Source organism: Shinella sp. GW835-FHT14H05 (genome assembly GCF_058793575.1).
On sequence record NZ_JBXAFY010000002.1, the window covers coordinates 529039 to 540881 of the forward strand.

Genomic DNA, 11843 nt, shown 5'->3' on the forward strand with positions numbered 1-11843 from the left:
TTCCCAGTTCTCATTTCCAGTGCTTCCGGCAGGCTTACCGCCGGAAGCTTTTGCGGGCTGGACGCTCAGGCGATGCCATCCGCCTCGATCGAGCCCAGCACCTCGTCGAGCACATCGAGCGCGTGGGCCATATCCTCCATAGAGCAATCCAGCGGAGGCTTGACCTTGATCAGGTTGCCGAGGCCGGCATAGCGGCTTTCGCCGAACAGCACACCACGGTCGACACCGCGACGGTAGACCTCTGCGGCGGCAGCGCGCGCCGGCTCCTTGCTGTCGCGATCCTTAACCAGCTCGATCGACACGAAGAGGCCCGGTCCCCGGACATCGCCGATCAACTTGCGGCGTCCTGCCATCTCGTGCAGGCGGCCGGTGGCGTATTCGCCGAGCGCATGCGCCTTGTCGCAGAGCCCGTCGCCGATGATCGCATCCACAGTAGCGACCGCGGCGGCCATCGCCACCGGGAAGGAACCGAAGGTGAGCGCATCCTCGCCGGAATCGAACTTTTGCAGCTTGTCGCTGGCGAAGATGCCGGCCAGCGGGAAGCCGCCGCCGATGCCCTTGCCGAAGGTCATGATATCGGGAACGATGCCGTAGAAATCGGCTGCGAACATCTTGCCGGTGCGGCCGAAGCAGCTCTGGATTTCATCCCAGATCAGCAGGATGCCGCGACGGTCGCAGATCTCGCGAACGCCCTTCAGGTAGGAATGCGGCAGCACGATATGGCCGCCATTGCCCATGATCGGCTCCATCATGATCGCCGCGACGCCGCCATCGACGCCCCTGTCGATCGCATCTTCAAGCAGCGACAGGCAGAGCTGGACGTCGGTCTCGGGATCAAGCCCGAGGCGCGGGCGATACGGATCGGGATGCGGCACGCGGGTGAAGCGCGGCGAGATCGGCAGGAAGGGATTGTTCGGATGCGGCCAGCTTGCCGCCATCGTGGTGATCGAGCGGCCGTGATAGGCATCCTGCAGGACGATCAGGTTCTGCGCGCCGGGACGGTTCTTGAAGGCGAGCTTCATGGCCATTTCGACCGCGAGGCTGCCGTGCAGCGCATAGCCGATGCGGTTGAGGTCGCCGGGCGAGATCTCGCGCAGCTTGGACGTCAGCGTCAAGAGGGGCTTGGTGTTGAAGTTCGGCCGCGCATGGGTGATTTCCCGGAGCTGGGCGATCGCGGCTTCGACGACACGGGGATCGTTGGCGCCAAGATTGTTCGACCAGGCCTGCGAGGTACAATCAAGGTAACGATTGCCCTTGTCGTCCCAGACATGGGAGCCGCGTGCCCGAACGAGCATGATCTTGGTGTTGTCCCCTTCGACCGGATCGTGGATCAGCGAGCGCTTTCCCTCCTCGATCCGATATTCGTCCGATTTTACAGCGGTTTGTGCGACATTCATGGGATGTTTCCTCTCACCTTCGATGAGCGCGATTACCCCATGAAAGCGCGTTGACAACAAGGACGATTAGCGAAAGGATTAATTCATGGCGCTTATGAATATCCAGCTTCGGCACGTCCGCTGCCTGCTTGCCGTCGCGGGCGAGAGGAGCTTTGCGCGCGCTGCCGAAAAGCTCGCAGTCTCGCAGCCGGCGCTGTCCCAAACCATCAGCCAGCTCGAGGAGACGCTGGGCTTCGAAATCTTCCAGCGCACGACCCGCAGCGTCACTCTCACCAAGGACGGCGAGGCGCTCTGCGAATATGCCCAGAAGCTCAACCGGGCAATGGAGAGTTTTTACCGGGATGTGAAGTCGCTCCAGCTCTCCGTGCACAATTCCCTGCGGGTCGGCTATCTTATTGGCACGGCTGTGGAATTCATCCCGAAGATCACCCAGGAATTCGAGCGCCGTTTTCCCAATGCCACGCTGGAATTCATCGAATACGACTTCAACAATCCGGATGCGGGCCTTGCCACCGGCAGCGTGGATTGCGGCATCTTTCGCCCGCCGGTCGACACGACCAATATCAACATCGTCGAGATCGCGCGGGAACGGTGCGTCGCCTGCCTGCCCGATGGCCATCCGCTCAGCCTGCAGGAGACCGTCGAGGTGGAGCAGCTGCTCGACGAGCCCTTCATCGCGGCTCCAGGCTCAGGCATCTGGCGCGACTACTGGCTGGCCGGCCAGTACCGCAACGGCCGCGAGGCCCGCGTCGTCTTCGAAGCGGCGACGGTGGATTCCGAGTTGCAGGCGGTCGCCATGCGCAAGGGCATCAGCATCACGGCGGAAAGCACCGCCCGCTTCTACGCCCGCCCCGGCGTCGCCTTCCGCACCATCACCAACATGGACGAATGCGTTATCGCCATCGGCTACAAACATCCGGCCAACCCGCTCGTCAGGGAGCTTATCGACGTCGCGCGATCCGTCGCCCGCTAGGCGAGGCTATCTCGGCGCGAGGCCGTCGAGCAGGAAATCGAGTCCCTTGCGGAAAACGCCGTCCCAGTCGTCGTCCAACAGCAGGCCCGAGCGCTCGATCGTCGGGTAGTGATGCTCAACGCGCTGCTGGCCGCTCGCCCTGTCTGCATCCGAGAGGTCGAAGCTCGACCGGGTGATCGTGGCGCCCATCACATAGTTCCAGAGCGACCATATCGCGACGTTCAGATCCGCGTCCGCCACACCGGCTCCGGACAACGTCTTGCTCAGCAGTTCCAGGCGGGCGAGGATGTTCGGCCCGAGTGCGCGGCGCGGCAACAGCGATGCCGACCAGGGGTGGCGCAACATGCTGGCGCGCCAGTCTTCGAGCATGTGAAGGACGTCTGCGCGCCAGTCTTCCGATCCGACCGTTCCGCGATATTCGAGCACGGAGTCGAGCGCCAGGTCGAAGACATCCTCCTTGTTGTCGACGTGCCAATAGAGGCTCATCACGCCCGAGCCGAGGCGATCGGCGAGCCGGCGCATCTTCAAGCCGTCGAGCCCTTCGGCATCCAGCAGTTCCACCGCGGTCGCCACGATCCGCTCCAGGGAGAGCGGCGGTTCTCCGCGCGGTTCGGGCGCGGACGCACCCGTCCGTTGAGATCGTTTGCTGGATTTGGCTGCCATCCGTCTTCCTTGCTGATCAGAGCGCCGACTTAACCCGACGACGCGGCGAATGTCGATCCTGACCGGTTGACTCGTACGACGTACGATGCAATGAAATCGTACGTCGTACGAGTCAACATATGAGCGACCCGTCGAAGTTCAACCCTGCGGCCGCGAGGACACGTCGCCTGCCGTCCCCGGAGCCGAGAGAAACCATGTCACGCGCAATCCAGCACCTGCTTATCGGAGGGCTTATCATCATGACCACGGGAGTTTCCACTGTGACGAAAGCGAACAATCTCAAGCTGACGATCGTCAATCCGCAAAACCTCTACGACCCGACGCCGAACGGCTACAGCGCCGCGGTGATCGTGCCGAGCAATGCGCGGATGGCCTACATTTCCGGACAGGGCGGACAGGACGCCACGGGAGGCTTGTCGCCCGACTTCGCCGTTCAGGTGAAGCAGGCCTACGCCAATTTGCGCGCCGCCCACGATGGGCTCGGCGCCAGGCCGGACCAGGTCGCCAAGCTCACGATCTTCGTGGTCGACCACGATATGTCCAAGCTTGAGGTGCTGACCAAGAACGTCAAGGAGATGTTCGGGGACACGCTGCCGGCGCAGACGCTTGTTCCCGTGCCCAAGCTTGCAATCGACCCCATGCTCTTCGAGGTCGAAGCCATCGTTATGCTGGAATAACGGTTTCCGCTAGAACAACAGCTCGCCCATGGACAGCTTTCGAAGCGCAACGGCGATATTGGCGACCAGCGCTTCCTTTTTCGGACCGTGATCGGGATAGCGGGTCATGTTGTCGCCATTGTGCATGAAGACATAACCGCCCCTGCCCGTTACCGTCGGATATTGCCAGATCCAGTCCGCTGGTTTCGGGTCGTGCACGGGGCCGATGTCGGTGAGCCACATCGCTCCAGGCGGTGGGTCGGTCCAGCCGCGGGCATATTGGCCGAAAACGCCCTGCCATCCGTCGAACCCTTCTCCGAGGTCGGAGAAGATGCCGAAGCGATCGTCGCGCAAGCGGACCTTGATGTTCGTGAAGGGACGCGGCGGGACGGCATGGAACGGCGCCATGAAGGGCAGCCACGGCTGGCACGGCTCCGCGCAGAGGATCAGGTTTCCGCCGCGCTCCAGAAATGCCAGCAAGTCTTCGGCCCGGCTCTTCAGGAAAAACTCGTCATGGCTGCTGGGAAGGTAAAGCGTGTCCGTCGCCCCGAGCAATTCGGGACCGAGCTGGTAGAGGGGGGCGAATTGGGTCTCGAAACCCGCCTGCCCCAGGCTTTCCTCGATCCATTCGGGATGCCATTCCGAAGGCACATGCGAGCATTGCAGATAGGTGAACCGGTTGCGCTGGGGCCGTTCGATGCCGAGCTCACGGTTCAGCCAGGGATAGAACGACTGCAAGAAACGCGTGGTCGCCGGCATGAAGCGCTGGCCGTTGTGCGAGTGGGGGTCCAGCGTCGTCAGTAGCAGGCGCCCGCCGCCCGGCAGCGATGGAAAGTCGAGGAACAGGCTGCCGCGTCCATCGTCGATCTCCAGTATCGAGCGTGCGCCCTCCGGAACATTGTAGGAGCCGCCCCAGTGCCAGCTCATATGCGAGAGCGGCATGCTTTGGGTGATGGGGTGGTGCGGCTCGGAGAACTTGACCTCCAGCTTTTCACCCTTCGTCCACCACAGCCAGTCGCGGCAGTTGCCGGGCGTCCATTCCAGCCCCGGAATGTCGAGCCAGTCGGCATGACCCTGGAGGCACACGACAAGAAACCCGCCGCCGTAGAGATAACCGTTCAGTTGCTGCGCATGGGGGAGCGCTGCGGCCGCATCCATCGCATCCGGCATGACCACCGCCGCATAGGACGAAAGATCGACCTTCGGCAGGTCGTGGATGTAGATCAGATCGTCGAGATAGTAACGAAAGTCCTGGAAGCTCCTGAGCTGCCAGCTATTGCCCCAGTGGATATAGGCGATGCGTTTGCCGGGCGCTTCAGCCATCGATCACCACTCCCTCATGGCGGAACACCGGCGCGTAGGTATGCTTGGCAAGCCCGGAAAAATCCGCCCGCGCGATCGGCAGATCATAGAGCGCCGTCAGGTTTTCGGCATTGAGCGCATCGGCCGTCGGCCCGCAGACATAGCTGCTGCCGCTGGTCATCAGCAGCACGTCGCTGGCAATCTCCACCGCATGCTGCGGCATATGGGTGGAAAAGACGATCGTCATGGCGTGGCTGTCCCGCAGGTGTTCGAGCAGGCTCAGGACCTTGTCCTGGTTCTTGTAGTCGAGCGCGGCACACGGTTCGTCAAGCACCAGCAACTCACATTCCGAGGCGAGCGCCTGGGCGATCATCACCAGCTGGCGCTGGCCGCCGCTCAGCGAATTGAAGGTCTGCGGCTCGAAATCCTCGATGCCGAGCATGTGGAAATAGTGTCGCACGATCTCGTAATCCCGCTTGCCGGGCGCGCCGAACAGGCCGAGATGGCGCGCCCTTCCCATCAGCGCGATATCGAGGGCGGAATAGGAGAACGGCACTTCGAAGAGCTGCGGCACGAAGCCCACCTGTCCGCCGATCGACAGCCGTCCGGACCTCGGTTTTATCAAGCCGATCAGCGTATTGATGAGCGTGGTCTTGCCGACACCGTTGGCGCCGAGCACGGCCAGGGTCCGGCCGCGCTCCAGGCGTAGGCTGTAATCCCGAAGGATGATCCTGCCGCCGCGCTCGACAGTGAGGTCGCTTGCCTCAATCACTGGACCAGCCTCCCTTGGCATGCAGGCGGCGCAGGATCACTGCAAAGACCGGAACGCCGATCAGCGCGGTGATGATGCCGAGCGGGATTTCGGCGGTCGTCACCGTGCGCGCCAGGTTGTCGACCATCAGCAGGTAGATCGCGCCGAGCACGCCGGAGACCGGCAAGAGCCGCTGGTGATCCGCCCCGACAAGCGCGCGGGCGACATGCGGAATGACGAGGCCGACCCAGCCGATAATGCCGGACGTCGCGACCACGCCGGCCGAGATGAGCGCCGAAGCGACCAGGATGATCCATTGCACCAGCACGACCCTCGTGCCAAGCGCGCGCGCCTTCTCCTCGCCGAGCGACATGATGTTGATCTGGAAGCGCAGCAGGTAGATCGCGATGGCGGACGGCACCACCGCGGCTGCGACCAGCAGCACGTCCAGATAGTTGCTGGACGCGATGCTGCCCATCAGCCAATAGGTGATGGCGGGCAGTTTCTGGAAGGGATCGGCCAGCAGCTTGGCAATCGAAATCGCCGCCGAAAAGAAGGCCGAGATGACGACGCCCGCCAGAACCAGCGTCAGCATGCTGGTGCGGCCCCGCACCGTCGACAGCAGCTTGACGAGAAAGACGCTGCCGATGCCGAAGAGGAAGGCCATGGCCAGCAGGAGATACCCCTGCCAGCCGATGAGGATCGCCAGCGTGCCGCCGAAGCCGGCGCCGGAGGTCACGCCGATGATACCGGGATCGACCAGCGGGTTGCGGAATAGCCCCTGGAGGGCAGCCCCCGAAACGGACAGGCCGAAGCCGATGATGACGGCCGCCATGATGCGCGGCAGGCGGACCTGCTCGACGACCACCTCATGCACCGGGTCCCAATAGGGAGTGACCAGCGGATGGACGTTGTCGATGAGGATATAGGTGACGTCGTGCACCGACAGGTCGTAGCGCCCGATCGTCACCGAATAGAGCACGACGGCAACCAGCAGGGTGATCAGCGCTGGAAGGATGGAAACCGAAGCCAGTTTCCGGCCAAGCCAGCCGGTTCTCACCTTGCCGGCCGGCGCCTCAGCCGAAGAGTTCGGCATATTTGTTCGCCGCGGCGTTGCTTTCGGATTCGAGGATCGCCTTCACCTGCTCATCCGTCAGCTTGGCGCCGTAGAGCAGCTCATAGATGCCGGCGATCTGCTTCTTGAAATCCGGCGCGAAGTCCGCACCGTGCGCGACTGCCGCAAGCCATTCCGAGGTCAGGAAGATTTCCGGCGCATCCGGCGTGCGGGCGAAGACCGGCTGCTTGTAGACCCGCTTTTCCTTGACCGCCTTGAGGCTCGCAAGAACCGGATTGTCGAAGAAATCCTTGGGGTTGAGGTCGTCGGCATAGGCGGGGATGATGATGAGGTCGGGGTTCCAGACGAGCAGCTGCTCGAAATCGATGGTGCGCCACCACTCGCCGGTATTGTCCGCTGCCGGATTGCTCACGCCGCTCAGCGCAAGATTCTGCGAACCGTTGGCGATGACCTGGATCTGATCGGCCACCTTGTCGATGTGCAGAACGGTCGGAAGGGCGGCCGCATCGAGCTTGGCGACCTTGCCGTCGAGCGTCTTCAACGTATCGGCCTGCGCCTTCAGGATCGCCTGTGCGCGGTCGTTGCGGCCGGTCATGTAGCCGGTGAGCGTGAGGTAATCGAGGCGGTCCTGCTCCGTGCAGCATTGCCAGCCGACCACGGTGAGGCCGACGCGCTCCAGCGGTTCGATGATCTTTTCATCATGGGTCCACTGGATGACCGCATCCGGCTTCTGCGCGAGGATCGCCTCGACATTCGGCACGAAACCATCCTGGGCGGCGCTGGCGTTTATCTTGGCCATTTCCGGCAGCATCTCGGCATAGATGCCCTTGGTGAAATAGCGCACCAGTGAATCCTTGTTCATGCCGGCAATACTGTCCGCCTTCGCATCGATCGCGCGGTAGATGATCGGCGCGGAGCGGACGATCGTGACGACCCGTTCCGGGGGTTTTGCAAAGGTGATCGTCTTTCCGCGGTGATCGACGAACGAGCTTTCCGCGTGCACGGCCGCCGGCAGGAAGAGCGCCAGGGACAAGGCCAGTGCGGAAAACGTCTTGGAACTGCGGGACATGGACCACTCCTCTGATAAGGCGCCGGCTCGCTTGCGGCGACGAAAATATCATGAGCGTGATAGTCATGTTATTACTGTCTGTCCAGCGCGCGGAAGGCCGGTGGCCCCCTATTTCGCGCTCTCGGTCGTCCGTCTCGAATTCTCCACAGCCAGCGCGCCGGCATCGCTGAGCCTGTAGATGCCCTTATCGACCTTCTCGAACCAGCCATAGTAGTTTTTGAGCAGGATCTGGCCGGCGGTGGGCACGATCGGCTTGAGATCGCGCGGCCGCTGCGGGCCATCGGCCATGGCGGCGGCGCAGGCGAGCGCCTGCTGGCGATAGGCCGTCATGATCGGCACCTTTGTCGAGCCGCCGAGCGCCGGGTCGCCCGCGCGCTTGCGATGCTCCTTGACCAGCCGGGTGCGGCGCTTCGGGTTGCTGCGGGGCATGGGGGATACGGAGCTCACGATGATGCTCACCTCGCCCGCATCCGAAACGCCCAGCATGCCAAATCCGAGCCGGCGGCAGAGGTCGCGATACCGCTTGTCGCTCTCCCGCCCCCTGCCTTTGGCGGAAATGCGGGCCGCAATCCACACCTCATCGGCCATCGTGGCGCGGTCGACGGCCTGCAGGATCAGTTCGAGATTGAAGACGAGCTTCAGCTCGCCGATGACCACCACGGTCGGATCGCCCTCGCTTAATCCAACGAGATCGCAGCCCCCGATCTCGCCCTTGACGGTATAACCGGCATTCTCAAGAAAGGTTTTGATCGGGAGGTAAAGCGAAGTTTCCATGTCGGCCTGAAATCCATGTCGGCGATGCCCATTAGCACCGTCAGGACTGCGGCGCATCCCCTACCGGACGGATCGAGTACGGGATCGTGCGGCGCACATTGTGCTCGATGACCAGGCGGCCCTTGAGGGGCGGCACGGCGCGGCTGGCGCATTGGGTGCGCTCGCAGATGCGGCAGGAAATGCCGATCGGGTCGTAGGCGCTCGCATTGGTGAGGTCCATGTCGTCGGCATAGACGAAATTTTCGGCGTAGGAGACCTCGCACCCCAAGGCCAGCGCATAGTGCTGCTGCGGCTGGCGGAATCCGCGCCCGCCACGCGAGACCTGCATGGACAGACAGAGATAGCGTACGCCATCCGGCGTCTCGGCGAGCTGGCGGGTGATACGGCCGGGGCTTTCGAAGGCCTGGTGCGCGTTCCACAGCGGACAGGCCGCGCCGAAGCGGGCGAATTGCAGGCGGGTCGCGCTGTGGCGCTTGGTGATGTTGCCCGCCCGGTCGATGCGGGCGAAGAAGATCGGAACGCCTTTCTGGCCGGGCCGCTGAAGCGTCGACAGGCGGTGACAGACCTGCTCAAGGCTCGCCCCGAAGCGGGCGGCGAGCAGGTCAAGGTCATGCCGCACCTCGCGCGCCGCCGCCATGAACCTGCGATAGGGCAGGAGCAATGCACCGGCGAAATAATTGTGCAGGCCGATGCGACAGATCTCATAGGCTTCCGTCGTGCGGAAGCCCGCGCCGGCCGCAACGCTATCGACGACCGTCTCCGCATGAAGCTGCGCGATCTGGAGGGCGATCTGGAAATGGCGGGTCGGCGCGGGCAGGTAGGGATTGAGCGTCAGCAGGCGCGCCTCGGGATCATAGGCGCGCACGAGGTCGTCGTTCTGCGTTGCGCGCGCGATCCTCACGCCATAGTGCCGTTCGAGATAGCCGGCGAGCACCGGCCCCGGATCCGCATCGCCGATGCCGATCTCGGCCGCCAGCGCTTCCGCAAGTAGATCCAGATCGCCGATATAGTTGTCGACGAAGTGGAAGAAGTCGCGCACCTCCTCGTAGGGCGTTGCTTCAACGGCGGCGAGGTTGCGGCCCAGCGTGTCGTTGATGCTGGCGAGCTGTTCGGAATTGTGGCGGTAGGCCCGGTGCGCGGCGATCAGCGCGTGGGCGAAGCCGGGTGCATTTTGGGTGACGAGCTTCAGCTCCTGCAGGCTCGGCGTGTAGCCGTCGAAAAGCGTATCCGTCAACGTCTCCGACAGGGCGGAAACCAGCCGGTCGCCCTCTCCGCCGGAGAGCTCGGCGAGGTCGATGCGGAATTTTTCCGCGAGCGCCACCAGAACGCCCGCCGAAACCGGACGCTGGTTATTTTCGATCTGGTTGAGATAGGAGACGGAAATGCCGAGGCGCTCGGCGAATTGCGCCTGCGTCGTGCGGTTCGCCTGGCGCAGGTCGCGCACCTTTCGGCCGATATAGAGTTTGTTCGCAGCCATGTTTGCAACTTTGCAAATTTACTTTGCAAAATGTGTAACGCTTACATGTGCACCCGATCAAGCGTTCATTTTTGCCGGCATCGGCCCTAAGCAGGATCGAGTTGACCCTTTCCATGGACGGACCGGATGCACGCAATTCTCGACCAACTCGAAGCCCGCCGGCAGGCGGCGCGGCTCGGCGGCGGCCAACGCCGCATCGATGCCCAGCATGCCAAGGGCAAGCTGACGGCGCGCGAGCGCCTGGACGTGCTGCTCGATGAGGGTTCTTTCGAGGAATACGACATGTACGTCACCCACCGGGCGGTGGAATTCGGCATGGCCGAACAGAAGGTGGCCGGCGACGGCGTCGTCACCGGCTGGGGCACGATCAATGGCCGGCAGGTCTATGTGTTCAGCCAGGATTTCACGGTGCTCGGCGGCTCGCTGTCGGAAACCCACGCGCAGAAAATCTGCAAGATCATGGACATGGCGGTGCGCAACGGCGCGCCGGTGATCGGGCTCAACGATTCGGGCGGTGCGCGCATCCAGGAGGGTGTGGATTCGCTTGCCGGCTATGCGGATGTCTTCAAGCGCAATGTCGAGGCGTCGGGCGTCATCCCGCAGATCTCCGTCATCATGGGCCCCTGCGCGGGCGGCGCGGTCTATTCGCCGGCCATGACCGATTTCATCTTCATGGTGCGCGATTCATCCTACATGTTCGTCACCGGTCCGGATGTGGTGAAGACCGTCACCAACGAGATCGTCACCGCCGAGGAACTGGGCGGCGCGCGCACCCACACGCAAAAATCCTCCGTCGCCGACGGCGCCTATGAAAACGATATCGAAGTGCTGGAGCAGGTCCGCGCCCTGTTCGATTTCCTGCCGCTCAACAACCGCCAGAAGCCGCCGCTGCGCCCCTTCCACGACGATCCGGCGCGGCTGGAGGCGCGGCTCGACACGCTGGTCCCCGACAGTTCCAACAAGCCCTACGACATGAAGGAACTGATCACGGCGGTCGCCGACGAGGGCGATTTCTTCGAGATCCAGGAAGCTTTCGCCCGCAACATCATCACCGGCTTCGTGCGCATCGAGGGCGAGACGGTGGGTGTCGTCGCCAACCAGCCGATGGTTCTGGCCGGCTGCCTCGACATCGATTCCTCGCGCAAGGCCGCCCGTTTCGTGCGCTTCTGCGATGCCTTCAACATCCCGATCCTGACGCTGGTCGACGTGCCGGGCTTCCTGCCGGGCACCGCCCAGGAATATGGCGGCGTCATCAAGCACGGCGCGAAACTGCTCTTCGCCTATAGCCAGGCGACCGTGCCGATGGTGACGCTGATCACGCGAAAAGCCTATGGCGGCGCTTATGACGTGATGGCCTCCAAGCATATCGGCGCGGACGTGAACTATGCCTGGCCGACCGCCGAGATCGCGGTGATGGGCGCCAAGGGCGCTGCCGAAATCCTCTACCGCTCGGAGCTTTCCGACCCGGAAAAGATCGCCACCCGCACGAAGGAATATGAGGAACGCTTCGCCAACCCCTTCGTCGCCGCCGAGCGCGGCTTCATCGACGAGGTGATCATGCCGCATTCCTCGCGCCGCCGCATCGCCCGCGCCTTCGCCTCCCTGCGGGGCAAGCAGGTGGAAACGCGCTGGAAGAAGCACGACACGATTCCGCTATAACCTCCCCTCCGTCATGCCCGGGCTTGACCCGGGCATCCACATTCTGA

Annotated in this window: 11 protein-coding genes; 3 read left to right on the forward strand and 8 right to left on the reverse strand. The window is 63.2% G+C overall.

What is annotated here, in order from left to right:
- Positions 1-65 precede the first annotated feature (65 nt).
- A complete protein-coding gene (locus tag AC1Q6Z_RS09900) occupies positions 66-1397 on the reverse strand; it encodes an aspartate aminotransferase family protein (protein ID WP_435264593.1) in 1332 nt (443 codons plus the stop codon).
- Between the two features lie 85 nt (positions 1398-1482).
- On the opposite strand from AC1Q6Z_RS09900, the gene AC1Q6Z_RS09905 reads away from it, so the two are divergent.
- Positions 1483-2370 carry a LysR family transcriptional regulator gene (locus AC1Q6Z_RS09905; protein WP_435264592.1) on the forward strand — a complete coding sequence of 296 codons (888 nt, stop codon included), beginning with the start codon at positions 1483-1485 and terminating at the stop codon, positions 2368-2370.
- Positions 2371-2376: 6 nt separating this feature from the next.
- On the opposite strand, the gene AC1Q6Z_RS09910 is transcribed toward AC1Q6Z_RS09905, so the two are convergent.
- Positions 2377-3033: a TetR/AcrR family transcriptional regulator gene (locus AC1Q6Z_RS09910; RefSeq protein ID WP_492647639.1), complete on the reverse strand. Its 657-nt coding sequence runs from the start codon at positions 3031-3033 to the stop codon at positions 2377-2379.
- A 194-nt stretch (positions 3034-3227) separates the two neighbouring features.
- On the opposite strand from AC1Q6Z_RS09910, the gene AC1Q6Z_RS09915 reads away from it, so the two are divergent.
- Complete coding sequence (locus tag AC1Q6Z_RS09915) at positions 3228-3710, forward strand: RidA family protein (RefSeq protein WP_492647852.1); 483 nt, start codon at positions 3228-3230, stop codon at positions 3708-3710.
- Positions 3711-3719: 9 nt separating this feature from the next.
- Here the strand turns inward: AC1Q6Z_RS09915 and AC1Q6Z_RS09920 are convergent, their stop codons facing one another.
- From AC1Q6Z_RS09920 to AC1Q6Z_RS09945, 6 genes are all read right to left on the reverse strand, one after another.
- Complete coding sequence (locus AC1Q6Z_RS09920; RefSeq protein WP_492647640.1) at positions 3720-5012, reverse strand: hypothetical protein; 1293 nt, start codon at positions 5010-5012, stop codon at positions 3720-3722.
- A complete protein-coding gene (locus AC1Q6Z_RS09925; RefSeq protein WP_439622988.1) occupies positions 5005-5763 on the reverse strand; it encodes an ABC transporter ATP-binding protein in 759 nt (252 codons plus the stop codon). The genes AC1Q6Z_RS09920 and AC1Q6Z_RS09925 overlap by 8 nt, the downstream gene beginning before the upstream one ends.
- Positions 5756-6838 carry a FecCD family ABC transporter permease gene (locus tag AC1Q6Z_RS09930; RefSeq protein WP_492647641.1) on the reverse strand — a complete coding sequence of 361 codons (1083 nt, stop codon included), beginning with the start codon at positions 6836-6838 and terminating at the stop codon, positions 5756-5758. The genes AC1Q6Z_RS09925 and AC1Q6Z_RS09930 overlap by 8 nt, the downstream gene beginning before the upstream one ends.
- Positions 6819-7886, reverse strand: a complete 1068-nt coding sequence (locus tag AC1Q6Z_RS09935; RefSeq protein ID WP_492647642.1) for an ABC transporter substrate-binding protein — start codon at positions 7884-7886, stop codon at positions 6819-6821. Before AC1Q6Z_RS09935 ends, AC1Q6Z_RS09930 begins: the two co-directional genes overlap by 20 nt.
- A 108-nt stretch (positions 7887-7994) precedes the next feature.
- Complete coding sequence (locus AC1Q6Z_RS09940; RefSeq protein WP_492647643.1) at positions 7995-8660, reverse strand: DUF2161 domain-containing phosphodiesterase; 666 nt, start codon at positions 8658-8660, stop codon at positions 7995-7997.
- Positions 8661-8700: 40 nt separating this feature from the next.
- Positions 8701-10137, reverse strand: coding sequence for a helix-turn-helix domain-containing protein (locus AC1Q6Z_RS09945; protein WP_492647644.1), 1437 nt, complete (start codon positions 10135-10137; stop codon positions 8701-8703).
- A 126-nt stretch (positions 10138-10263) separates the two neighbouring features.
- Here AC1Q6Z_RS09945 and AC1Q6Z_RS09950 point away from each other — a divergent pair, with 126 nt between their 5' ends.
- Complete coding sequence (locus AC1Q6Z_RS09950) at positions 10264-11796, forward strand: acyl-CoA carboxylase subunit beta (RefSeq protein WP_435264583.1); 1533 nt, start codon at positions 10264-10266, stop codon at positions 11794-11796.
- Positions 11797-11843: the final 47 nt, after the last annotated feature.

What these genes read in the sequence shown, in the direction of transcription:
- AC1Q6Z_RS09900 (WP_435264593.1), bottom strand. Translation starts at nt 1,397, where the DNA reads ATGAATGTCGCACAAACCGCTGTAAAATCGGACGAATATCGGATCGAG.
- AC1Q6Z_RS09905 (WP_435264592.1), top strand. Translation starts at nt 1,483, where the DNA reads ATGGCGCTTATGAATATCCAGCTTCGGCACGTCCGCTGCCTGCTTGCC.
- AC1Q6Z_RS09910 (WP_492647639.1), bottom strand. Translation starts at nt 3,033, where the DNA reads ATGGCAGCCAAATCCAGCAAACGATCTCAACGGACGGGTGCGTCCGCG.
- AC1Q6Z_RS09915 (WP_492647852.1), top strand. Translation starts at nt 3,228, where the DNA reads ATGTCACGCGCAATCCAGCACCTGCTTATCGGAGGGCTTATCATCATG.
- AC1Q6Z_RS09920 (WP_492647640.1), bottom strand. Translation starts at nt 5,012, where the DNA reads ATGGCTGAAGCGCCCGGCAAACGCATCGCCTATATCCACTGGGGCAAT.
- AC1Q6Z_RS09930 (WP_492647641.1), bottom strand. Translation starts at nt 6,838, where the DNA reads ATGCCGAACTCTTCGGCTGAGGCGCCGGCCGGCAAGGTGAGAACCGGC.
- AC1Q6Z_RS09935 (WP_492647642.1), bottom strand. Translation starts at nt 7,886, where the DNA reads ATGTCCCGCAGTTCCAAGACGTTTTCCGCACTGGCCTTGTCCCTGGCG.
- AC1Q6Z_RS09940 (WP_492647643.1), bottom strand. Translation starts at nt 8,660, where the DNA reads ATGGAAACTTCGCTTTACCTCCCGATCAAAACCTTTCTTGAGAATGCC.
- AC1Q6Z_RS09945 (WP_492647644.1), bottom strand. Translation starts at nt 10,137, where the DNA reads ATGGCTGCGAACAAACTCTATATCGGCCGAAAGGTGCGCGACCTGCGC.
- AC1Q6Z_RS09950 (WP_435264583.1), top strand. Translation starts at nt 10,264, where the DNA reads ATGCACGCAATTCTCGACCAACTCGAAGCCCGCCGGCAGGCGGCGCGG.